This window comes from Sideroxyarcus emersonii (assembly GCF_021654335.1).
Classification (GTDB): Bacteria; Pseudomonadota; Gammaproteobacteria; order Burkholderiales; family Gallionellaceae; genus Sideroxyarcus; species Sideroxyarcus emersonii.
The window spans coordinates 1285335-1308995 of the sequence record NZ_AP023423.1; the positions used below are offsets into that span (position 1 = coordinate 1285335).

Below are 23661 nucleotides of genomic sequence, written 5' to 3' on the forward strand. Positions count from 1 at the left end.
TTGTCTATCGTGCCTGCGCTTGACCTTGAGCTAAACGGGGTTTCCTGTTTCAATCCCCGCCTATTCCAATCGGGCAGGGAGCATCATGGGGCAGGCAAGCATCGGCATCATCGGCGGCAGCGGCGTATATGACATCGCCGGACTGGAAAACAAACGCTGGGAGAAAGTCGAGTCGCCATTTGGCGCACCCTCGGACGAATTGCTGTTCGGCGAGCTGAACGGGGTGAAGCTGGCCTTCCTGCCGCGACACGGCCGCGGGCACAAGATCCCGCCGTCCGAGATCAACTTCCGCGCCAACATCGACGTGCTCAAGCGCGTCGGGGTGGCGGACGTCATCTCGGTCAGCGCGGTCGGGTCCCTGCGCGAACACCTGACTCCCGGCACCTTCGTCATCGTCGACCAGTTCATCGACCGCACCTTCGCCCGCGAGAAGTCCTTCTTCGGCAGCGGCCTGGTGGCGCATGTCTCGATGGCGCACCCGGTGTGCAAACGTCTGGGCGACCATGTCGAGCGCGCGGCGAAAGAAGCCGGCATTCCTGCCATGCGCGGCGGCACCTACCTGGTGATGGAAGGCCCGCAGTTCAGCAGCCTGGCGGAGTCCGAGCTGTACCGCCAGTGGGGCTGCGACGTGATCGGCATGACCAACATGCCGGAAGCCAAGCTCGCCCGCGAGGCCGAGCTGTGCTATGCCACGGTGGCCATGGTCACCGACTACGACTGCTGGCACCCCAACCACGACGACGTGACGGTGGAGCAGATCATCAAGGTGCTGCTGGCCAACGCCGACAAGGCCAAGAGTCTGGTGAAGCATGTCGTGCCCAGACTGGGCGCGGATGCCGGGGCCTGCGACTGCGGTTGCCGCAGCGCCCTGCAACACGCCCTCATCACCGCTCCGGAAGCGCGCGACGCGGCGATGAAGCAGAAACTGCAGGCGATAGCAGGGCGGATGCTGAAATAATGCCGTCGATGATGGAGCTGCTTGCCAATCCACTAAGCTGGCAAGTGGCTGGTTATCCGGCGAAGGCCGGTATGACGAATGATTTTGAATACGATATGCAGGTGATACATGACTGAACAACTCTCACGCAAACAACTGCTCGACGCCTCGCGCCGCATGGTCGAGCTCGGCCTCAATCGCGGCACGGCAGGCAACGCCTCGGTGCGCTGCGGCGGCGATATCCTGATCACGCCGTCCGCCTTGCCCGTGGCCGAGATGACCGAGCAGGACATGGTGCTGCTGGATGCCGAGGGCAAGGTGCTGCAGGGCGGCAAGCCCTCCAGCGAATGGCGCTTCCACCGCGACATCCTCAAGGCCCGTCCCGAGATCGGCGCGGTGCTGCACATGCATTCCACCTTTGCGACCACCATCGCCTGCCTGGGGCGCGACGTGCCTGCGGTGCACTACCACATCGCCATCGCCGGCGGCGATACCATCCGCTGCACGCCCTACAGCGTGTTCGGCGAACAGAACCTGTCCGACCTCGCGCTGGAGGCGTTGCACGGCCGCAAGGCCTGCCTGCTCGGCAACCACGGCATGATCGCGCTGGGCAAGGACCTGGCCGACGCGCTGTCCGTCGCGCTCGAAGTCGAATACCTGTGCGAGATCTACTGGCGCACCCTGCAGGCGGGCGAGCCGCATATCCTGACGCAGCAGCAGATGCATGAAGTGCAGGAGAAGTTCGTCGGTTACAAAAAACGGAGCTGAGATGACGATCAAATCACGAGTAAGGACGGTACCGCATTACCCCAAGCAGGGCATCATGTTCCGCGACATCACCACGGTGCTCAAAGACCCCGTCGGCCTGCGCGCCACCATCGACGAACTGGTGCGCCGCTACAAGGACGTGAAGATCGACAAGATCGCCGGCATCGAATCGCGCGGCTTCATCATCGGCACGCCGCTGGCCTATGCACTCGGCGTCGGCTTCGTGCCCATCCGCAAGAAAGGCAAACTGCCGGCCGAGACCATCGGCCACGACTACGCGCTCGAATACGGCACCGACCGCATCGAGATCCATACCGATGCGATTTCCAAGGGCGAGAAGGTGCTGCTGGTGGACGACCTCATCGCCACCGGCGGCACGGCCGAGGCCGCCGTTATCCTGATCGAGAAGATGGGCGGCAAGATCGTCGAATGCTGCTTCATGATCGACCTGCCGGACATCGGCGGTCGGGCGCGGCTGGAGAAGCGCGGGCACAAGGTGTTTGCGTTGTGCGAATTCGAGGGCGATTAAACTGTGAAAGTCGAAACCCTGCGTTGGTTCAATAACCGGCTGGAAATGATCGACCAGCGCATCCTGCCTGCCGCCTTTGAATACCTGAGCTACTACACGGCGCATTCTGTGGCCGAGGGCATCCGCAGCATGGTGGTGCGCGGTGCGCCGGCCATCGGGGTGGCGGCGGCGTATGGTGTGGCGCTGGAGGCGTTGCGGTTGTCGAATGCGACACCATCCCTCACCCCAGCCCTCTCCCCTGAGAGGCGAGGGAGTGATGCGGCGGAATTCAACAAGGGCATGGAGGAAGGCTTCAAGGTGCTGGCCGCCAGCCGCCCGACGGCGGTGAACCTGTTCTGGGCATTGCAGCGCATGCGCAAGGTGTGGGAGAGCGTCGCGACGCAAACGCCGCCGCGGATCGCGCAGCGCTTGCTGGCGGAGGCGCATGAGATACTGGCCGAGGATATCCGCATCAACAAGGCGATGGGCGCGCACGGCGCGGCCTTGCTGAAGGATGGGGCGCGGGTGCTGACGCATTGCAATGCGGGTGCGCTGGCGACGGCGGGCTGGGGCACGGCGCTGGGGGTGTTCCGCTCGGCGGTAGAGGCGGGCAAGAAAATTTCGGTGATCGCCGACGAGACGCGGCCTTTCCTGCAGGGCGCGCGGCTGACGGCATGGGAGATGGTGCAGGAGAACATCCCGGTGACGCTGATCACCGACAATATGGCCGGGCACCTGATGGCGCAGGGCGAGGTGGATGCGGTGGTGGTGGGCACGGACCGCGTGGCGGCCAATGGCGACGTGGCGAACAAGATCGGTACTTACATGGTGGCGGTGCTGGCCAGGCGGCACAACATCCCGTTCTATGTGGCGTGCCCGTTGTCGACCATCGACCTGAGCATCGCCACGGGCAAGGATATTCCTATCGAAGAACGTTCGGAGGACGAGGTGAAGGGCTTCCGCGATTGCCGTTGGGCGGCGGAGGGGGTGAAGATACGCAATCCGGCCTTCGACGTGACCCCGGCCGAGCTGGTGACCGGGCTGATCACGGAAAAGGGCGTGATCCTGCAGCCGGATGCGCAAGGCATCCGCAAGTTGATGCAGGTTTAGCCTTATCGGGCCTTGCCTTCCCCAATCCCCCGCGAGAATAGGGCGGGAATGGGCGATTCCTTAAATAGCTGTTTCCATTAGCTGATCCCTTTGTTATAATGCGCGCCGTTTTCAGATGGGCTTCGAGCCCGTTTTTTATTTGTGGGTACGGATATGGATGTGGCGAAGCTGGTAGAGACGACGCTGGCCGGGATGGGCTACGAGCTGGTCGATCTGGAAGTGTCCGGTCGCGGGCTGATGCGTGTGTTCATGGACAAGCCGGACGGCATCTCGGTGGAAGATTGCGAGCGGGTCAGCAACCAGCTGGTGCGCCTGTTCACGGTGGAAGGGGTGGATTACGAACGCCTCGAAGTGTCTTCGCCGGGTCTGGACCGGGTATTGAAGAAGGTCGCCGATTTCGAGCGCTTTGCCGGACAGAAGGCGCAGATCAAGGTGCGCGTGCCGATGGCCGGCCGCAAGAATTTTGCCGGCATGCTCGGCGGGGTGAAGGATGGTGCAGTGCAGTTGGACGTGGATGGCAGCCTGGTAGCGATCGAGCTGTCCAATATAGATAAGGCACGTTTGGTGCCGGTGTTTTAATCAGAGTGCTCGTTGGAGACTGTTATGAGTCGTGAAGTTCTGTTGTTGGTGGATGCCTTGGCGCGCGAGAAAAACGTGGACAAGGAGATCGTGTTTGGTGCGCTGGAATCGGCTTTGGCTTCCGCGACCAAGAAGCGTTTCGCGGACGAGGAGGCGGATGTGCGCGTGAGCATCGACCGCCAGTCCGGCGAGTACGAGTCTTTCCGCCGCTGGCAGGTGATGGACGACGAGACCTTCGAAACGCCAGAACTGCACATCAAGCTGGAAGAGGCGCGCAAGCGGAATCCCGATATCCAGCTGGAAGAGTTCATCGAGGAACCACTGGAAAACATCGACTTCGGCCGTATCGGCGCGCAGGCGGCGAAACAGGTCATCTTCCAGAAGATCCGTGATGCGGAACGCGAACAGATCCTGGCCGATTTCATGGAGCGTAACGAGCACCTGGTATCCGGCACGATCAAGCGCATCGAGCGCGGCAACGCCATCATCGAATTCGGCAAGATCGAAGCCTTGCTGCCGCGCGATCAGATGATCCCGAAAGAGAACCTGCGCGTGGGCGACCGGGTGCGTGCCTATCTGTTGCGTGTGGATCGCACCGTACGCGGTCCGCAGATCATCCTGTCCCGTATCACGACCGAATTCCTGAGCAAGCTGTTCGAGCTGGAAGTGCCCGAGATCGAAGAAGGGCTGCTGGACATCGTCAGTGCAGCCCGCGATCCCGGTTCGCGCGCCAAGATCGCGGTGCGCAGCCACGACCAGCGTCTCGACCCGATCGGCACCTGCGTCGGCATGCGCGGTTCGCGCGTGCAGGCCGTGACCAACGAACTGGCGGGCGAACGCGTCGACATCATCCTGTGGTCGGAAGAGCCTGCCACCTATGTGATCAACGCCTTGGCACCGGCCGAGGTGACCAGCATCGTGGTGGATGAAGAGAAGCACAGTATGGATGTGGTGGTCGAGGAAGAGAACCTGGCGCAGGCCATCGGCCGCGGCGGCCAGAACGTGCGTCTCGCCAGCGAGATGACCGGCTGGGAGATCAACCTGATGACGGTGGAACAATCTGCCGAGAAGAACGAGCAGGAATTCTCCAAGATCCGCGACCTGTTCGTGAGCAAGCTGGATGTGGACGAGGAAGTCGCCGACATCCTGGTGCAGGAAGGTTTCAACACGCTGGAAGAAGTTGCCTACGTGCCGCTGGAAGAGATGCAGGCCATCGAAGCGTTCGACGAAGCGACGGTGAACGAACTGCGCAGCCGTGCCCGCAATGCGCTGCTGACGGCCGCCATCGCCAACGAAGAGCAGGTAGAGCACAACATCGAAGATCTGTTGAAGATCGAAGGCATGGATGAGCAAACGGCGCGCACTCTGGCGGGCAAGGGCATCGGCACACAGGAGCAACTGGCCGACCTGGATGGCGACGAGCTGATGGAAATGACGGGAATGGATGAAGAACGTGCAAACAAGTTGATCATGACTGCGCGCGCGCCCTGGTTCGTCTGAGCTTGAAGCGCGCTCTGCAAGGGTTATCCGTAGTCTGGTATTGGGTTAAGGGGTCGTAATGGGAAAAATGAACGTCGCGCAATTTGCGGGTGAGCTGGGGTTGCCGGTCGAACTGCTGTTGGAGCAGTTGAAATCGGCTGGAGTCACTAAGCAGAAAGATACCGACTCCATCTCGGAACAGGATAAATCGCAGCTGCTGGAACACCTGCGCGGTGCGCATGGCGCCAGCAAGAGCAAGATCACGCTGACGCGCCGCGAAACGACTGCGATCAAGAAGGCCGACAGCACCGGCAAGTCGCGCACCATCCAGGTGGAGGTGCGCAAGAAACGCACCGTTGCGCCTATCCCCGCACCGGGGGCGGATGAGCTGGTGGCAGCGAAACCGGCACCGGCCGTTGAAGAGGCCAAGGTGGCCAAGCCCAGGAAAGTGCTGGACGAACAGGAGCAGAAGGCACGCGAGGAAGAAGCGCGCCTGCAGGCGGAGCTGGCGGCGCGCCAGGCTGCCGAGATCCAGGCCAAACAGGAACGCAGCAAACGCAAGGCTGCCGCTGTTGCGGAGCCGGCGCCAGCCGCCGCGCCCGCCGCTGAAGCCGTGGCCGAGGCGAAACCCGCCGTTGTTGCTGCGCCTGCCGCGGATGCGGTGGCTCAGGAAGGTACCTTGCACAAGCCGACACTCAAGCCGGGCGACAAGGTGGCACGTCCGACCAAGAAGACGGAAAAGCCCGCAGCCAAGGACAGTCCATGGGACGAGGCCGGGCACAAGAAGCGCCCGCCTTCGCGCACTGCGGATACCCGCGGCGGCCTGGCCGGACGTACCGGCGGCAGCGCGATTCGTGCGCCGCGTCATGAGAAGCACAGCAAGCCCGAGGCGGCACATGCCTTCTCCCTGCCGACCGAACCGATCGTGCAGGAAGTGATGGTTCCGGAAACCATCACAGTGTCCGAATTGGCGCAGAAGATGTCGATCAAGGCGGCGGAGATCATCAAGACCCTGATGAAGATGGGCTCCATGGTCACCATCAACCAGGTGCTGGATCAGGAGACCGCGATGATCGTGGTCGAGGAGATGGGGCACAAGGCGGTCCAGGCCAAGCCGGACGATCCCGATGCCTTCCTGATGGAGGCTGTCGATCATGGCGATGTGGTGCTGGAACCGCGCGCCCCGGTGGTGACCGTGATGGGTCACGTCGACCACGGCAAGACTTCCTTGCTGGACTACATCCGCCGTACGCGTGTGGCGAGCGGCGAAGCCGGCGGCATCACGCAGCATATCGGCGCATACCACGTGGATACGCCGCGCGGCATGATCACCTTCCTGGATACGCCGGGCCACGAGGCCTTTACCGCGATGCGCGCGCGCGGCGCGAAAGCGACCGACATCGTCATCCTGGTCGTCGCAGCGGACGACGGTGTGATGCCGCAGACCAAAGAGGCGATCCACCATGCCAAGGCGGCTGAAGTGCCCATCGTGGTGGCGATCACCAAGATCGACAAACCGGATGCCAATTCCGAGCGCGTGCGCCAGGAGCTGGTGGCAGAAGGGGTGGTGCCGGAAGACTGGGGCGGCGACGCGATGTTCGTCGAGGTTTCCGCCAAGACCGGACAGGGCATCGATACCTTGCTGGAAGGCATCCTGCTGCAAGCCGAAGTGCTGGAACTGAAGGCGCCGAGGAACACCAGCGCCAAGGGCGTGGTGGTGGAAGCCCGTCTGGACAAGGGCAAGGGCGCCGTGGCGACCCTGCTGGTGCAGTCGGGTACGCTGAAGCGCGGCGATGCGATATTGGTCGGTTCCGTGTCGGGCCGTGTGCGCGCGATGCTGGACGAGAACGGCAAGGTGGTGAACGAAGCCGGTCCTTCGATTCCGGTCGAGATCCAGGGCCTGTCCGAAGTGCCGGTTGCCGGTGCCGATTTCCTGGTGCTGGCGGACGAGAAGAAGGCGCGCGAAATCGCGCTGTTCCGCCAGGGCAAGTTCCGCGACGTGAAGCTGGCGAAGCAGCAGGCCGCCAAGCTGGAGAACATGTTCGAGCAGATGGGCGAGGGCGAAGTGCGTACCCTGTCGCTGATCGTGAAAGCCGACGTGCAGGGTTCGCTCGAAGCGATTGCCGGTTCGTTGCAGAAGCTTTCCACACCGGAGGTCAAGGTCAGCCTGATCCACAGCGGGGTGGGCGGCATCACCGAATCCGACGTCAACCTGGCGCTGGCGTCCAAGGCCATCATCATCGGCTTCAACTCGCGTGCCGATGCGGCTGCGCGCCGCCTGGCCGAGTCGTCCGGCGTGGACATCCGCTACTACAACATCATCTACGCGATGGTGGATGAGATCAAGGCGGCCTTGTCCGGCATGCTGGCACCGGAGAAGAAGGAAAGCATCATCGGCATGGTCGAGATCCGCCAGGTGTTCCACATCTCCAAGGTCGGCACGGTGGCCGGTTGCTACGTCACCGAAGGCATGATCAAGCGTTCTTCCAGCGTGCGCGTGCTGCGCAACAACGTGGTGATCCACACCGGCGAACTCGATTCGCTGAAGCGTTTCAAGGACGATGCGAAGGAAGTCAAATCCAACTTCGAGTGCGGCTTGTCGCTGAAGGGTTACAACGATCTGGAAGTGGGTGACCAGCTCGAAGTGTTCGAGATCGTCGAAGTGGCACGGGCACTGTGAAAAACTGCTGCGAGGCGATGATGCTGCGTTGGAAAACGTCTCAGAATGCTCATGTACTGCATGTACACCGCATCTGCGACACGTTACTGGCGCAGCCGGCCGCTTGCGGGAGCAGATGCCGGTCGCACTTCCCGCACCTGAGGACTTCGTCCCACCGTGTCAGTGTGGCTGCTTCTGAGCCGTTTTCCGCCTTGCCTGATCGCCTCTCGCGACATTTTTCATTCTTCGGTAATTGATTTTATGGCCAAGGATTTTGCACGCACAGACCGCATCGCCGAGCAGATCCGGCGCGAACTGGCCGAGCTGGTCCGTCTTGAAGTGAAGGATCCGCGGGTGCGCAAAGTGACCCTGACCGGCGTCGAAGTGGCCAACGACCACGCCCATGCCAAGGTGTTCTACACCTCGCTCGACGGCGACAGTGAGTTGCTGCGGCAAGGTCTGGAACGCGCCGCCGGGTTCCTGCGCAGCCAGTTGGCGCATGCCATGAAGCTGCGCATCACGCCGCAGCTGCATTTCGTCTATGACGCGTCCATCGAGCGCGGTTCCCATCTTTCCCAATTGATCGACCAAGCGGTTGCGAGTGACAAAAAAGACTGAGCAATTCAGACGGGTCACAAGACCGTTGGATGGCGTCCTGTTGTTCGACAAGCCGCTGGAGCTCAGTTCCAACACCGCCCTGCAGAAGGTCCGCCGCCTTTACAACGCCGAGAAGGCCGGTCATACCGGCACGCTGGATCCGCTGGCGACGGGCTTGTTGCCGGTCTGTTTCGGCGAAGCTACCAAATTCACCCTCTCCCTTCTGGATGCCGACAAGCGTTATCGCGCGACGATCAGGCTGGGACAGCGCACGACCACCGGCGATGCTGAAGGCGAGGTGATCGAGACGCGTCCCGTCGCGGTCGATCAGGCGAGGGCGGCGACCGTGCTGGCCCGTTTCCTGGGCGAGATCCGGCAATTGCCGCCCATGCACAGCGCGCTCAAGCACCAGGGAAAACCGCTCTACGAATACATCCGCAAAGGCGAAACGGTGGAGCGCGAGCTGCGCACCATCTTCATCCGCGAACTGACGCTGGAGCGGCTGCAGGACAGCGAGCTGGAATTCAGCGTGCTGTGCAGCAAGGGTACCTATGTCCGCACTTTGGCCGAAGATATCGGCGAGATGCTGGGATGCGGCGGACATCTGATCGCCTTGCGGCGTACGGGAATCGGCGAATTCAGCCTCGACCACGCCTATACGCTGGAGCAGCTGGAGGCGATGGATGCGGGATCGCGCGACGCCTGCCTGATGCCGCTGGACAGTCTGGTGCAGAACTTACCGCCGCTGGAGCTGGACGAGGTTCAGGCCAACCGGCTGGCGCAGGGACAGAAACTCGGCTTGACGGATGCATTCCCCTCCGGAAAGCGCAGGTTATACGCCGGCGGACGGTTTATCGGCATAGGCGACCTGGAGGGGGGGAGGCTGGTGCCGGGCAGGCTGCTGTCCGGCGTGGCCAGAGCGGCAGCACGGCGCGATACAGCTTGAGCGGGGACCCCATTCGGGGGTAGAATGCCGCACTTTTTTATTGGAGAGAGAAGTCAATGTCTATTACCGCCGCACAAAAATCGCAAATCGTGACTGACTACCAGCGCGCCAAGGGCGATACCGGCTCCCCGGAAGTACAAGTAGCCCTGATGACGGCTCGTATCAACTACCTGACCGAACACTTCAAAGAGCATAACAAGGACCATCACTCCCGTCGCGGCCTGTTGCGTCTGGTGAGCCGCCGCCGCAAGCTGCTGGACTACCTGAAGAGCAAGAACGAGGACGGCTACAAAGAACTGATCAAGCGTCTGGATCTGCGTAAGTAACAAAGTTTGCAAGCGGGTCGCGAATGCGACCCGCTTCGTTTTGGAAGTCGATTTACCACGCTGGCAACTCGGTCACGCATATACATTTGGAGAGAGCTATCTTGAGTCACTATAAAAAAACCCTGAGCTACGGCAAACATCAATTGACACTGGAGACCGGCGAGATCGCGCGCCAAGCCAGCGGTGCGGTCATGGTCAGCCTGGACGACACCGTGGTGCTGGTGACTGTGGTGGGTCAAAAGAATGCCAAGCCGGAACAGGATTTTTTCCCGCTGACCGTGGATTATCAGGAACGCACTTATGCCGCCGGCAAGATCCCAGGCAGTTTCTTCAAGCGTGAAGGCCGTCCCAGCGAAAAGGAGATCCTGACTTCGCGCCTGATCGACCGTCCGCTGCGTCCGCTGTTCCCGGAAAGCTTCTACAACGAAGTGCAGATCGTCGCCACCGTGCTGTCGTCCGATCCACAGATCGACTCCGATATCCCTTCCATGATCGGCGCTTCCGCCGCACTGGCGATCTCCGGCATCCCGTTCGATGGCCCCATCGGCGCTGCGCGCGTGGGTTATGCCAATGGACAATACCTGCTGAACCCGACCAAGGATGAGCTGGTTACTTCCCAGATGGACCTGGTCGTCGCCGGCACGGCGAAAGCGGTACTGATGGTGGAGTCCGAGGCGCAGGAACTGTCGGAAGAGGTGATGCTGGGCGCCGTGGTGTTCGGCCACGAGCAGATGCAGGCCGTGATCAACGCCATCAACGAGATGGCATCCGAAGTCGGGCAGGACGATTGGGACTGGACGCCCGCACCGAAGAACGATGCGCTGATCGCCAGGATTGCCGCGCTGGCCGAAAACGACCTGAAGGCAGCCTATGCTGTGCGCCAGAAACAGGCGCGTACCCAGCAGGTGGATGCGATCCGCGCCAAGGTGGCCGAAGCGCTGGCGACCCCGGAATTCGAAAATGTCTCCAAGAACGAGATCGGCGAATTGTTCAGCGCACTGGAAGCCAAGATCGTGCGCGGCCAGATCCTGAGCGGCGAGCCGCGCATCGACGGTCGCGACACGCGTACCGTGCGCCCGATCACCATCCGTACCGGCGTGTTGCCGCGTACCCATGGTTCGGTGCTGTTCACCCGCGGCGAGACACAGGCGCTGGTGGTGGCAACGCTGGGTTCCATGCGCGATGCGCAAACCATCGATGCACTGCAGGGCGAATATTCCGACCGTTTCATGCTGCACTACAATTTCCCGCCATACTCCACCGGCGAGACCGGTCGCGTCGGCACGCCCAAGCGCCGCGAGATCGGCCACGGCCGTCTGGCCAAGCGCGCGCTGGTCGCAGTGCTGCCGAGCGAAGAGGAGTGCGGCTACGCGATCCGCGTGGTGTCGGAGATCACCGAATCCAACGGTTCCAGCTCGATGGCTTCCGTATGCGGCGGTTGCCTGTCGCTGATGGATGCCGGCGTGCCGGTGAAGACGCATGTGGCCGGTATCGCCATGGGCCTGATCAAGGACGGCGGCCGTTTTGCGGTGCTGACCGACATCCTGGGCGATGAGGACCACCTGGGCGATATGGACTTCAAGGTGGCCGGTTCCGACAGGGGCATCACCGCCCTGCAGATGGACATCAAGATCAACGGTATCACCAAGGAGATCATGCAGGTTGCCTTGAGCCAGGCCAAGGAAGGCCGCTTGCACATCCTCGGCATCATGAAACAGGCGATGCCGTCGGTGCGTCCGGAAGTCTCCGGTTTTGCACCTCGCATGATCAAGATGAAGATCAATCCGGAAAAGATCCGCGACGTGATCGGCAAGGGCGGTGCGGTGATCCGTGCGCTGACCGAGGAGACCGGCACGACCATCGATATCGACGACGAAGGCAACATCACCATCGCCTGCGTAAGCGGCGAAGCCGGCGAACTGGCGAAGAAACGCATCGAGGACATCGTGGCGGAAGTGGAAGTGGGCAAGGTCTACGAAGGTCCGGTGGTCAAACTGCTGGATTTCGGCGCGCTGGTCAACATCCTGCCGGGCAAGGACGGCCTGCTGCATATCTCCCAGATATCGCACGAGCGTATCGCCAACGTGTCGGATCACCTGAAAGAAGGCCAGGTGGTCAAGGTCAAGGTGCTGGAAGTGGACGACAAGGGGCGCATGCGTCTGAGCATGAAGGCGCTGCTGCCACAGCCGGAAGCAGCAGCACCGGCAGCCGAGTAAGGCAGCCCGCTGCCGAGACGAGCCCCGCCGCGAGCGGGGCTTTTCATTGCAGCGGCTGGATTGGACGAAGGGAAGATATGAAATCAGGACTTTCATTGGCGCGCAGCCTGGTCGCTACCCTGCCGGCCGGCAAGCCCGGCTTGTTCAATCCATGGGCGGAGCGCTGTCCGCATGACGCCGCAGGCAACGGGCCGGAAGCCAGGCTCGATCGGCTGGCCCTGCATCTGGCGTGCAAACCCGAGTTCATCCTGGCCGGCGAAGCGCCGGGCTATCAGGGCTGCCGCTACAGCGGCATCGCCTTCACCAGCGAACGTCTGCTGGGCGAAGGGGCCATCCCGCGCATCCCGGCCTTGCCGGGACGCCTGTCGAACCGGCGTTTGCCTTTCTCCGAACCATCCGCCACCATCGTGTGGAAGACGCTTTACCGGCTTGGCATCGCAGAGCGCACCATCCTGTGGAACGCGATGCAGCTGCATCCGCATCGCGCGGATGAACTGTGGTCCAACCGCACGCCGACCCCGGACGAGATCCGGCTGGGCGAGCCTGCCTTGCGTCTGCTGGTCGAGGCGTTCCCGCGCGCAAAGGTCGTTGCGGTCGGCAAGAAGGCGGAAGGGCTGCTGGGCGAGATGGGGGTGAAGGTCGCCGGGGCGGTGCGCCATCCGGCGAACGGCGGGGCGACCGAATTCGCCAGTGGACTGCAGGCCCTGATATAGGCGATGAACGGCACCGACTTCGATCCCAAGGAATTTGTCGCTTCGCTGCCGTTGCAGCCGGGCGTGTACCGCATGCTGGACGAGGCAGGGCAGGTGCTGTACGTGGGCAAGGCCAACCAGCTGAAGAAGCGCGTTGGCTCCTATTTCCAGAAGAGCAACCTGTCGCCGCGCATCCAGCTGATGGTGTCGCACATCGCGCGCATCGAGGTCACGGTGACCCGCACCGAGGCCGAGGCGCTGCTGCTGGAAAACAACCTTATCAAGACGCTGAAGCCGCGCTACAACATCCTGTTCCGCGACGACAAATCCTATCCCTACATCGTGCTGACCGGCAGCCCGTCGCCGCGGCTGACCTATTACCGCGGCGCGACCGACAGGCGCCACCAGTATTTCGGCCCTTATCCGAATGCGCAGGCGGCCAAGGAGAGCATCAACCTGCTGCAGAAAGTATTCAGGCTGCGCACTTGCGAGGAGGGCGTGTTCAACAACCGCACGCGGCCTTGCCTGCTGCACCAGATTCACCGCTGCAGCGCGCCTTGCGTCGGCCTCATCAGCCCGGAAGATTACGCCACCGATGTGCGCAATGCCGGGCTGTTGCTGCAGGGCAAGCATGATGAGGTGGAGAAGCGCTTGCGTGCGGCGATGGAACAGGCTTCCGAAGCCATGCAATACGAACATGCCGCTGCGTTGCGCGATCAGCTGCAGGCGCTGCACACGGTACAGCAGAAACAGTTCGTGGAGAGCGGACGCGACACCGATACCGACATCGTTGCAGTGGTCGAGGCGGAAGGCGCGCTATGCCTGAATCTGGCAGTGGTGCGCGGCGGGCGCCATCTGGGCGACAAGCCTTTTTTTCCGCAGAACGTGCAGGGGCAGGATAGCGCTGAAGTGCTGGAGGCATTCCTGGCGCAACATTATCTGGAACGCAGCGTACCGCCGTTGATCGTCACCAGCATCGAGATCTCCGACGAGGCGCTGGAACAGTTGCTGACCGAGCAGGCCGGGCACAAGGTACAGATACGCCATGCGGTGACGGGAGAGCGCAGGCAGTGGCTGGAGATGGCCCAGGCCAACGCACTGCTGGCGCTGAAGCAGCAGGCGGGCCTGCAGGCAGGCCAGGCGTTGCGCCTGGATGCCCTGCGCAACGCCCTGGCGTTGCCCGACGTCAAGCGTATCGAGTGCTTCGATATCAGCCACACGATGGGCGAGGCGACGGTGGCATCTTGCGTGGTGTATGACGACTTGGCGATCCGGCCGCAGGAATACCGCCGCTATAACATCAGCGGCATCACGCCGGGCGACGATTATGCGGCGATGCGCCAGGCATTGCTGCGGCGCTACCAGAAATTGCAGGCGGGCGAGGGCAAGCGGCCGGACCTGCTCCTGATCGATGGCGGCGCAGGCCAATTGGGCATGGCGATAGAAGTGATGGCGGAACTGGGACTGTCCGACATCGCGCTGGTCGGCGTCGCCAAAGGCGTGGAACGCAAGCCGGGCATGGAACAATTGTTACGACCCGATATGGAAAAGCCGTTACAATTGCCGCCAGACAGTCCGGCCTTGCATCTGATCCAGCAAGTACGCGACGAGGCGCACCGTTTCGCCATCAGTGGCCACCGCGCCAGGCGCGGCAAGGCTCGCACTGCATCATCGCTGGAAGATATCGAAGGCGTGGGCGAGAAGCGCAGGCGCAACCTGCTGACTCACTTCGGGGGGCTGAAGGGGGTGCAGCAAGCCAGCGTGGATGAATTGGCGCGAGTCGAAGGAATCAGTCCCGCGCTCGCAGAAAAGATATATCAGCACCTACATTAGAGATGCCGCTCAACATACCGAATCTGCTGACCTGGTTCAGGATATTGATGATCCCCGTGTTCGTCGCGGTGTTCTATGTGTCGAACGACACGATCAGTCTGCACGAGAAACACCTGCTCACCACCTTCCTGTTCTGGCTGGCGGCGATCACGGACTGGCTGGATGGTTATCTGGCGCGCGCATTGAACCAGGGTTCGGCTTTTGGCGCTTTCCTCGACCCCGTGGCCGACAAGCTGATGGTGGCCGCGGCGCTGATCGTGCTGGTCAAACTGAACCTGGTGGATGTGATCATCGCTTTCATCATCATCGGCCGCGAGATCACGATTTCCGCCTTGCGCGAATGGATGGCACAGCTCGGCAGCAGCAAGAGCGTCGCGGTTTCCATGCTGGGCAAGTTCAAGACGGCCTTCCAGATGCTGGCTATCCTGTTCCTGCTGTACCAGGAGCCCTTGTTCGGCATCTCGACGCTGTGGTGGGGGACATTCCTGATTTATCTTGCTGCGGTGCTGACGCTCTGGTCGATGGTGTATTACCTGATGCTGGCGATGCCGCAAATCACCAAGAAGTCGCGCGAACAAAATTGATTTTTTTCAGCCCGGCCTGTATAGTGCGCGGCCTTCGGGGTGTAGCGTAGCCTGGTAGCGCGCCTGCTTTGGGAGCAGGATGTCGGGAGTTCGAATCTCTCCACCCCGACCAGGTTCAAGTAGTACGAAGTTTGTTGGTTGCCGATGAATTGTGCCCGTAGCTCAACCGGATAGAGCACCAGCCTTCTAAGCTGGGGGTTACAGGTTCGATTCCTGTCGGGCACGCCAATGGATTTCTGGTTTCAATGGTGGCTGTAGCTCAGTTGGTAGAGCCCTGGATTGTGATTCCAGTTGTCGACGGTTCGAGCCCGTTCAGCCACCCCATATAAATAAAAAGAACCATAAGCTTGCGCGAGGTGTCATGCGTCATGGCTTCGCTTGTTACAAGGGGTGTGCATCCGCACTGCTGTGTGGATACCTGTTCTTTCCATCCATCGCCACATCTGCCGATAATTCAGCTTCAGAAGTAGCCTACCTGCAGGATCTGCCCGTCGTGCTGGGCCCGTCCCGCCTGTCTCAGCCTTTGTCGGACGCGCCCAATGCAACCACGGTGATCGATCGCCAGATGATCAAGGCGTCCGGTTTCCGGACGATCGCCGACCTGTTCCGTCTGGTGCCGGGAATGTACGTGGGGAATGCGGGCGCGAACATGCCGTTCGTCTCGCTGAACGGCGTTTCCGACCAGTATTCTCGTCGCATGCAAGTGCTGGTCGATGGCCGCAGCGTTTATCTTCCCCCTTTCGGCGGGGTCGACTGGCTGGATCTGCCCCTGATGATCGACGATATCGAGCGCATCGAGGTGGTGAGGGGACCGGCTGCCGCCTCGCACGGTTCAAATTCGTTCTATGGTGTCATCAACATCATCACCCGCGATGCGGGCAGCATGAACGGAAAAAGCATCTCCGCCAACAAGGGCACGATGGGCATATCGGATGTGTCGGCCCATCTCGGCAAGGCCGGGCAGGATGTCGATTACCGGCTGTCTTTCGGCTACCGAGCAGACGGGGGCGACAATCCGCAGATATTGAACGATACCAGCGTGAATAGGCTGTTCAATCTGCGCACCAATTACCGGCCGGACAGCGAGAACAGCATCGACATACAGCTCGGTCTCAATCAGGGAGTGTATGGAATGGGCACGCTGGGGCGGCCGGAAGATGCGTTCAGGGATGCGACGACCATGAACGATTTCCAGCAGTTGACCTGGCTGCATACCTGGTACGACCGTGACGAAAGCAAGCTGACCTATTACCGGATCAACCGGGCCTATACCGATCCGTACAAATGTATCGATTTGTTCATGTGCAAAGGATTTACGGCGAGTCCGGTCTCGCAGGGATTTGCGCCGGACATGGCAAAGATACAACGACAGGAAATCGAGCTGCAGAACACGACCCAGATTGGCAGCAGCAACCGCACGGTATGGGGCGGCAGTGTGCGTTACGACTATGCCGACCAGCCCCTGTTGTTCAACACGGCGCAGGCTTTGTTGCAATCCAGCGTTTTTGCCCACGATGAGTGGCGGATGACGGACTCGGCCTTGATGAACGCGGGGGCGATGTACGAAGACGACGGGGCGGGGCACCGGAGTGTTTCGCCCAGGGTCGCCTTGAACTACCACATGCTGCCGCAGCATACCTTCCGTGCCTCGATCTCCACCGCGACGCGAAATCCGATGATGGCCGAACTTTACATGAACACCGCAGCAGGAGCCTATTGGTCCAATGCCTATGTGCCTCCTGCCACCAATCTCCAGCCCGAGAAAATCCTGTCCAAGGAACTTGGCTACGTCGGGCAATTCGGCGACATCAGCGTGGATGGGCGCGTCTATTACGACAAGGTGCGGGACATCATCATGCTCGATGCCTATGTCAACGGCAATCTGCTCAACCGGACGGACAGTTTCAACAATCTGTTCGATGCCACCTTCAAGGGGCTGGATATTTCGGCAAAATACCGGTGGCAGGACGGCAACGTCATCGTGAACTATTCGCATCAGCAGACCAGTTGCGCATTCGGTGCCTATCCGACCCAATATTTCAATCCGACCCCGATCTCCGCCACCATGACTGCCGGGCAGTATCTCGCACAAGCCTATCAGACGGATTACCTGAACCTGTGCAGCCAGTCGGTACCCGAGAACAGCGGCAGCCTGTTGCTGGATCAGCGGCTGCCGAACTCATTCCGGTTCAGCATCGGTTACTACCTGCGAAGCCAGGTCCGGGTGACTGACGTGTCGTCCGGCTATCCGCCGGAATCTCCGATGCACCGGGTGGACCTGCGTATCGCGAAAGCATTCGGGCAGGAAGAAAAACCAGGAGGGGGAGAGGTGGCGGTGGTCATCCAGAACGCATTCCAGGACAACTATACGGGATACGGCAATGTACCCCAGCGCGTGAATCTCTTGTTCAATCGGCGGGCCTATTTTACTGCGACCTATCATTTCTAGCCGGGCAGCCATGGCTAGCCTGGCCCATCGTACCATCACGGGAATGATGTCCGTGGTGATGGTGTGCCTGCTGTCGGGCGTGCCGCCGGCACAGGCGGCACCGTTGCGGGTGCAGATCCTGCTGAGCGAACGGGGCGGGGCATACCAGGAATTCAGCGATGCCCTGCGGGATGCGCTGAGAGGCCAGCAGGTCATCGTCAACGTAAGCGACGGCAATGCGGCAGGCGATGCCGACCTGATCGTGGCGGTCGGCATGAAGTCTGCCAGTGCCGCCGTCTCCGTCAACAAGCCGGTGCTGGATGTGTTCGTGCCCAAGGCGGGGTACGACAAACTGGAGAAACCGGCCGGTGCCGTCCGGTCGAGTGCCATCTATATCGATCAGCCATTGGAGCGGCAGGTCTCCCTGCTGGTTGCCGCACTGCCCCAAGCCAGAGACATCGGGGTGCTGTATAGCGCCCCGCCAACGGGGCTATCCAGCCTCAGGCGCCTGCTAGCGGACAGGAACCTGCAACTGCATGAACAGGCTGTCGGGCCGGACAGCACCTTGTTCGATGCGCTGGAAATCGTGCTGGAAAAGAGCGATGTCCTGCTGGTATTGCCGGATATCGAGATCTACAACGCCGGAACCATACGCAACATCCTGCTGGCCTCGTACCGCAAGCAGGTCCCCCTGGTCGGCATCTCGCATTCGTATGTCAAAGCGGGGGCCTTGTGTGCGATCTACAGCACCCCGGCCCAGATCGCGCAACAGGCCGCCGAGGCGATCCGGCAATTCGCCAGTTCCGGCAAGCTGCCCCCCAGTCAGTATCCCAAGGAGTTCGAAGTGTCGGTCAACGAGCAGGTGGCCAGATCGCTCGATCTACCCATAAAAGATGCAGAGAACCTGCACGGCGAAGTGAGGAGAGCGCAATGATTAAACATGGCATCGAAAGGCAGACCCTGGCGGTTGCTGCCATTCCCATGCTGGTTCTGGCTTTGTTGCTGGAAGGATATTTCACCTACATGAGTTATGCGGAGATGGACCGCAGCTTGCTGAGACGGGCCAACCTGATCGTCCGCCAGCTGGCTTCCTCCAGCGAATATCCGGTTTTTTCCGGCAATCAGTCGCTGCTGCAACAGCAAGTCGATATCGCTGCCTCGCACCAGGATATCCGCTCCGTCGTCGTGCGTGACGCGAACCTGAGGAATCTTGCCGTTGCGGGAAACCTGAACAACACCAACGAGCGCGTGCTGTTCGAAAACCCGATGCCGGTATCGGACAATCCAGTTGTGTTCCATGAGGACCATAATTTCCTCTGGCTTTACCAGCCCATCCTGGCGACACAGATACAGCTGGATGAATTCGACAATGACAGGGCAGTGAACCTGCCCAACAAGGTGCTGGGCAGCGTCATAGTCGCCGTCGGCAAGGAGGCCCTGAACCGCGACAAGCTGGAGATGCTGGGCGTCAATCTGCTGTTGCTGCTGCTCGTGCTGCTGACCACCATGCTGATCGCCATGCGGGTGTCGCGCCGCATCACCCTCCCGGTCATGGCGATGCACAATGCGATCCGCCGCATCGGCAAGGGCCAGCTGGATACGCGGATCGCAGGAAACAGCGTACGGGAACTCGATGCGCTTGCCTCGGGCATCAACGACATGGCGAACCAGCTGCAGCAAGACCGCAGCACGCTGGAGCAACGCATCGAGAAGGCGACTCAAGAGTTGCGCCTCAAGAAAGAAGAGGCGGAGAAGGCCAACTTCGACAAGAGCCGGTTCTTGGCCGCAGCCAGCCATGACCTGCGGCAGCCCATGCATGCACTCGGTCTTTTCATCGGCGAATTGCGCAGCCGGCTCGAGACCCCGGATCAGCTGAAGATCGCCAGCAAGGTGGAGGAATCGGTGGAGGCACTGTCCAGCCTGCTGGATTCGCTGCTGGATATCTCCAAGCTGGATGCGGGGATCGTGATCCCGCAGATACAGGCCGTCGATATGGGCGCGATGATGCGGCGCCTGCAGCAGGACTTCCAGCCGATCGCGCAGCGCAAGAACATCACTTTGCGCGTTCGCCCGGTGGAAGGGGCGGTGTTAAGCGATCCGGTGTTGCTGGAACGTATCCTGCTCAATCTGTTGAGCAATGCGATCCGCTATACCCCGCAGAATGGCTCGGTGCTGCTGGCATGCCGACGGCGCGGCGAGGAATTGCGCATCGAGGTGCGCGACAACGGCATCGGGATACCCATGGAGGAGCAACAGAATATCTTCCGCGAATTCGTGCAATTGGCCAACAGCGCGCGCGACCGCAGCAAGGGCCTGGGTTTGGGGCTGGCGATCGTGGACCGGTTGTGCAGGCTGCTGCATCATCCCCTGAGCCTGCGTTCGGCGCCGAGCTGCGGTTCAAACTTCACGATCTGCGTGACCCGTGTCATCGGTGTGGAAGAGTTGCTTGCGGAACCGGAACCGATCTCGGCCGTGCCGATTTCCAGGCATGACAGGCTGGATAATCTCCAAGTGCTGGTGGTAGATGACGACATCCTGGTGCGCACCAGTACCGCAGGCATTCTTGAGACATGGGGGTGTCGCGTCGCGGTCGCAGATAGCCTGCGCGAGATCGGCGACAGACATTCCGGTGTGAATTTCGACCTGGTGATCTGCGATTACCGGCTGCCGGATGGGGATGGCCTGATGCTCGCCGATCTACTCAAGGTGCAATGCGATATACCCCCCGCTTTCATCCTGGTCAGCGGCGACACGGCGCCGGAGATCCTGCAGTCAGTCAATCAGCGCGGGCTACATTTGATGCACAAACCGGTGCGGCCTGCCAAGCTGCGCTCGTTGATGCTGTTCCTGTTGAAGAAGCGCAGCGAGTCGGACTGATCGCTGTACCGCAGGCAGGCTTACAAGCGGCGTTTGACGCTGACGCCGCCGCGCAGCTGGCCGGGGGTATAGCCGGTTGCCTGGTCGTGGGGATAATCTTCTGCCAGACGCGCTTTGACCTTGGCGCTCATCAGCTCGCTGGGGCCATGACAAACCACGCATCCTTGCTGCAGGACGATCCCTTTCATGTAGCGGAAATATCTGCCATTGGGTTCATTCACGATCTCGGCAGCTTCCAGCGCCTCCGGCTTTTCTCCCTTGGCAAGACGTTCTTCGAACTGCAGCAAGGTCGCCTGTTCCCATGCATCCGCGGTGCCGAGCAAGGGATTGCGTACCTTGAGGCTGACCCGGGTGAGCCTGATACCGTGCTGGCGGGAGAGGTCGCCAGCCATTCTGGGGGCGATCTTCTTGCACACCCCGATGGCGGATTCGGGGCCGCCTTCCATGATGGCTTTCCTGTTCTCGACCATGAGCTGCTGCATGAAAGGGGTGACGATGGCGCGGCTTTCTTCCGCATACTGGCTGACCTCGTCGGCCCAAGCCGGCGCGGCAGCAAGCGCGAGCAGTGCGTACAGGATAGTCTTGCTGGTCATGAATCGGTTCCTCCAATGAAAAACGCCCGCTACGAGCGCGGGCGTTAGTTGATGTACGGCGGATTATTTCTTGTCCATCGGGCAGGTATTCATGCCGAAGATGGCATAGGCCGGGCAAAACTTGAAGATACCGGTCAGCAAAGGAACAACACCGATCCAGCCCCATGCGCCGATCACGCCGGCCAGTGTCAGGCCGATCAGTGCCAGGCCGGCCACGATGCGCAGGATACGATCAATACCACCAACGTTGATTTTCATGTTTGCTCCTTGAATTGGGTTGAAGGAGGCCTAATGATAATGTGAAAAGAGTGTGACGTCTGTGATAAAAATCACATTGCCTAGAAGGAAGCGAATCGCTTCAGTGCCGCTTCATCGGTGACCTCGATCTGTTCCCTGGCCAGTTTGACCCAGCCTTGCTCCGAGAATCCCTTCAGCAAACGGCTGACGATCTCGCGCGCGCTGCCGAGTTCGTCAGCCAGCGCCTGATGGGTGGTATGCAACGGGCTGGACTTGGCGACCAGCAGGGCGGCGAGGCGCTGGTCCAGTTTCTGGAAAGCGACCGCGGAGACCAGTTGCATCAGGTCAGTGAGACGGTCGGAGAACAGGTGGAACACGTAATCGCGGAACGCCTTGTGTTTGCCCAGCAGCGCATGGAACGAGGGGGCTGGCAGCAGCACCATCTCCAGTGCCTGTTCGGCGATGCCGCGTGCCTGGTATGCGGTGTGGCCGAGCAGGCAACTGCTGGTCAGGATGCAGCTCTCTCCGGGCATGACCCGGTAGAGTTGCAGCTCGCGTCCGTTCGGTGCCGCCTTGATGACGCGGATGCTGCCGGCAAGCAGCATGGGAAAACCCTGACATGGCTGGTTCTCGTCGAATACCACGGTACCGGCCGGCAGCGGCATCACCAGCGCTTTCTCCAGGAAGCCGTCCAGCTCCGCAGCCGGCAATTCGGCCAGCGCAGGGTAATGCTGCAACAGGCGAGGGCGGAGGTCGCCGGGGATCATCTCTATTCCGGACGCATGTGCGGGAACAGGATGACGTCGCGGATGCTGGCGCTGTCGGTCAGCAGCATCACCAGGCGGTCGATGCCGATGCCCTGGCCGGCGGTCGGCGGCAAGCCGTATTCCAGCGCGCGGACATAGTCGCTGTCCTTGAACATCGCTTCTTCGTCGCCAGCATCCTTGGCAGCGACCTGTGCGTCGAAGCGCGCTTCCTGGTCTTCCGCATCGTTCAGCTCGGAGAAACCGTTGGCGATCTCACGGCCGACGATGAACAGCTCGAAGCGTTCGGTGATCTCAGGACGCTTGTCGCTGCTGCGCGCCAGCGGCGAAACTTCGATGGGGTAGTCGATGATGAAGGTCGGCTCGAACAGGTGCGCTTCGGCCAGTTCCTCGAACAGCGACAATTGGAGGCCGCCGACGCCGTCTTCCGGCTTGTACTTGGCCTTCAGGTCCTGCAGCTCGTTGATCAGGAAATCGCGGTCGTTCAGCTGCGCATCGGTGAACTGCGGGTGATATTTCTGGATTGCCTGCACCATGGTCAGGCGGTGGAACGGCTTGCCCAGATCGAGTTCGCGTCCCTGGTAGGTGATGACCGTGGTGCCCAGCACCTTGCGCGCCACTTCGGCGAACAGCTTCTCGCTGAAGTCCATCAGGTATTTGTAATCGCGATAGGCCTCGTAGAATTCGATCATGGTGAATTCCGGGTTGTGGCGCGTCGAAACCCCCTCGTTGCGGAAGTTGCGGTTCACCTCGAACACCTTCTCGAAGCCGCCGACCACCAGGCGCTTCAGGTACAGTTCCGGCGCGATGCGCAGGTACATCTGCAGGTCCAGCGCGTTATGGTGGGTGACGAAAGGCTTGGCCGATGCGCCGCCGGGGATGGGGTGCATCATCGGCGTTTCCACTTCCAGGTAGCCGTGGCGCACGAAGAATTCGCGGATCGCCTGGATGATCCTGGTGCGCGCGATGAACACCTTGCGCGACTCGTCGTTGGTGATGAGGTCGAGGTAACGCTGGCGGTATTTCTGTTCCTGGTCGGTCAGGCCGTGGAATTTCTCCGGTAGCGGGCGCAGCGCCTTGGTCAGCAGGCGCACCTGGGTCACGCGTACGGAAAGCTCGCCGGTCTTGGTCTTGAACAGCACGCCGACTGCGCCGAGGATGTCGCCGAGGTCGTAATGCTTGAATTCACCATGCGCGGCTTCCCCGGTGATGTCGTTGCTGATGAACAGCTGGATGCGGCCGCTCATGTCCTGCACCGTGGCGAAGCTGGCCTTGCCCATCACGCGCTTGAGCATCATGCGCCCCGCCACGGCGACCTGGATCTGCGCGGTTTCCAGTTCGTCATGTGTCTTTTCGCCGAACTCGGCATGCAGGTCGGCCGCCATGTGTTCGCGCTGGAAATCGTTGGGGAAGGCGACGCCCTTTTCGCGGATCGCATTCAGCTTGGCGCGGCGCTCCGCAATGATCTGGTTCTCGTCTTGGGCTGGGATGGTAGGTTCGGTGCTCATGTTGATCTGAAGTATGTGTT

21 protein-coding genes and 3 tRNA genes are annotated in these 23661 nt (G+C 61.1%); 20 read left to right on the forward strand and 4 right to left on the reverse strand.

Annotated features, from left to right (window positions below; translation table 11 throughout):
• Window positions 1–85 precede the first annotated feature (85 nt).
• From L6418_RS06210 to L6418_RS06305, 20 genes are all read left to right on the forward strand, one after another.
• Window positions 86–958, forward strand: a complete 873-nt coding sequence (locus tag L6418_RS06210) for an S-methyl-5'-thioadenosine phosphorylase (protein ID WP_237248607.1) — start codon at window positions 86–88, stop codon at window positions 956–958.
• Window positions 959–1066: 108 nt separating this feature from the next.
• Window positions 1067–1705 carry a class II aldolase/adducin family protein gene (locus L6418_RS06215; RefSeq protein WP_237248608.1) on the forward strand — a complete coding sequence of 213 codons (639 nt, stop codon included), beginning with the start codon at window positions 1067–1069 and terminating at the stop codon, window positions 1703–1705.
• A 1-nt stretch (window position 1706) separates the two neighbouring features.
• Window positions 1707–2234: an adenine phosphoribosyltransferase gene (locus L6418_RS06220; protein ID WP_237248609.1), complete on the forward strand. Its 528-nt coding sequence runs from the start codon at window positions 1707–1709 to the stop codon at window positions 2232–2234.
• Window positions 2235–2237: 3 nt separating this feature from the next.
• On the forward strand, window positions 2238–3323 hold the full coding sequence (gene mtnA, locus L6418_RS06225; protein ID WP_237248610.1) for an S-methyl-5-thioribose-1-phosphate isomerase: 1086 nt from the start codon (window positions 2238–2240) through the stop codon (window positions 3321–3323).
• Between the two features lie 153 nt (window positions 3324–3476).
• On the forward strand, window positions 3477–3902 hold the full coding sequence (gene rimP / locus L6418_RS06230; protein ID WP_237248611.1) for a ribosome maturation factor RimP: 426 nt from the start codon (window positions 3477–3479) through the stop codon (window positions 3900–3902).
• Window positions 3903–3926: 24 nt separating this feature from the next.
• A complete protein-coding gene (gene nusA / locus L6418_RS06235; protein WP_237248612.1) occupies window positions 3927–5402 on the forward strand; it encodes a transcription termination factor NusA in 1476 nt (491 codons plus the stop codon).
• A 58-nt stretch (window positions 5403–5460) separates the two neighbouring features.
• Window positions 5461–8061 (forward strand): translation initiation factor IF-2, encoded by a 2601-nt coding sequence (infB, locus tag L6418_RS06240; protein WP_237248613.1) that lies wholly within the window; start codon window positions 5461–5463, stop codon window positions 8059–8061.
• A gap of 240 nt (window positions 8062–8301) precedes the next feature.
• A complete protein-coding gene (gene rbfA / locus L6418_RS06245) occupies window positions 8302–8658 on the forward strand; it encodes a 30S ribosome-binding factor RbfA (RefSeq protein WP_237248614.1) in 357 nt (118 codons plus the stop codon).
• A gap of 25 nt (window positions 8659–8683) precedes the next feature.
• A complete protein-coding gene (truB, locus tag L6418_RS06250; RefSeq protein WP_237248615.1) occupies window positions 8684–9583 on the forward strand; it encodes a tRNA pseudouridine(55) synthase TruB in 900 nt (299 codons plus the stop codon).
• A gap of 56 nt (window positions 9584–9639) precedes the next feature.
• On the forward strand, window positions 9640–9909 hold the full coding sequence (gene rpsO / locus L6418_RS06255; RefSeq protein WP_237248616.1) for a 30S ribosomal protein S15: 270 nt from the start codon (window positions 9640–9642) through the stop codon (window positions 9907–9909).
• Between the two features lie 101 nt (window positions 9910–10010).
• A complete protein-coding gene (pnp, locus tag L6418_RS06260; RefSeq protein WP_237248617.1) occupies window positions 10011–12125 on the forward strand; it encodes a polyribonucleotide nucleotidyltransferase in 2115 nt (704 codons plus the stop codon).
• Window positions 12126–12202: 77 nt separating this feature from the next.
• Window positions 12203–12838, forward strand: coding sequence for a uracil-DNA glycosylase (locus L6418_RS06265; RefSeq protein ID WP_237248618.1), 636 nt, complete (start codon window positions 12203–12205; stop codon window positions 12836–12838).
• Window positions 12839–12841: 3 nt separating this feature from the next.
• Window positions 12842–14650, forward strand: a complete 1809-nt coding sequence (uvrC, locus tag L6418_RS06270) for an excinuclease ABC subunit UvrC (RefSeq protein ID WP_237248619.1) — start codon at window positions 12842–12844, stop codon at window positions 14648–14650.
• Between the two features lie 2 nt (window positions 14651–14652).
• On the forward strand, window positions 14653–15234 hold the full coding sequence (gene pgsA, locus L6418_RS06275; RefSeq protein WP_237248620.1) for a CDP-diacylglycerol--glycerol-3-phosphate 3-phosphatidyltransferase: 582 nt from the start codon (window positions 14653–14655) through the stop codon (window positions 15232–15234).
• Window positions 15235–15269: 35 nt separating this feature from the next.
• Window positions 15270–15346 (forward strand) — tRNA-Pro (locus L6418_RS06280).
• A gap of 39 nt (window positions 15347–15385) precedes the next feature.
• Window positions 15386–15462 (forward strand) — tRNA-Arg (locus tag L6418_RS06285).
• 20 nt (window positions 15463–15482) lie between these two features.
• A tRNA-His gene (locus L6418_RS06290) sits at window positions 15483–15558 on the forward strand.
• A gap of 37 nt (window positions 15559–15595) precedes the next feature.
• A complete protein-coding gene (locus tag L6418_RS06295) occupies window positions 15596–17683 on the forward strand; it encodes a TonB-dependent siderophore receptor (protein WP_237248621.1) in 2088 nt (695 codons plus the stop codon).
• 10 nt (window positions 17684–17693) lie between these two features.
• Window positions 17694–18596: an ABC transporter substrate-binding protein gene (locus L6418_RS06300; protein WP_237248622.1), complete on the forward strand. Its 903-nt coding sequence runs from the start codon at window positions 17694–17696 to the stop codon at window positions 18594–18596.
• Window positions 18593–20539 (forward strand): ATP-binding protein, encoded by a 1947-nt coding sequence (locus L6418_RS06305; RefSeq protein WP_237248623.1) that lies wholly within the window; start codon window positions 18593–18595, stop codon window positions 20537–20539. Before L6418_RS06300 ends, L6418_RS06305 begins: the two co-directional genes overlap by 4 nt.
• 20 nt (window positions 20540–20559) lie before the next feature.
• Here L6418_RS06305 and L6418_RS06310 read toward each other — a convergent pair whose 3' ends face one another.
• The 4 genes from L6418_RS06310 to lysS all read right to left on the reverse strand — a co-directional run bounded on the left by L6418_RS06310 (window position 20560) and on the right by lysS (window position 23641).
• Complete coding sequence (locus L6418_RS06310; protein WP_237248624.1) at window positions 20560–21132, reverse strand: DUF3365 domain-containing protein; 573 nt, start codon at window positions 21130–21132, stop codon at window positions 20560–20562.
• Between the two features lie 63 nt (window positions 21133–21195).
• A complete protein-coding gene (locus tag L6418_RS06315; RefSeq protein WP_237248625.1) occupies window positions 21196–21390 on the reverse strand; it encodes a DUF2892 domain-containing protein in 195 nt (64 codons plus the stop codon).
• 80 nt (window positions 21391–21470) lie between these two features.
• The gene (locus tag L6418_RS06320; RefSeq protein WP_237248626.1) at window positions 21471–22136 is read right to left on the reverse strand and encodes a Crp/Fnr family transcriptional regulator; all 666 of its coding nucleotides are present in this window, start codon (window positions 22134–22136) and stop codon (window positions 21471–21473) included.
• Window positions 22137–22138: 2 nt separating this feature from the next.
• Window positions 22139–23641 carry a lysine--tRNA ligase gene (gene lysS / locus L6418_RS06325; protein ID WP_237248627.1) on the reverse strand — a complete coding sequence of 501 codons (1503 nt, stop codon included), beginning with the start codon at window positions 23639–23641 and terminating at the stop codon, window positions 22139–22141.
• Window positions 23642–23661: the final 20 nt, after the last annotated feature.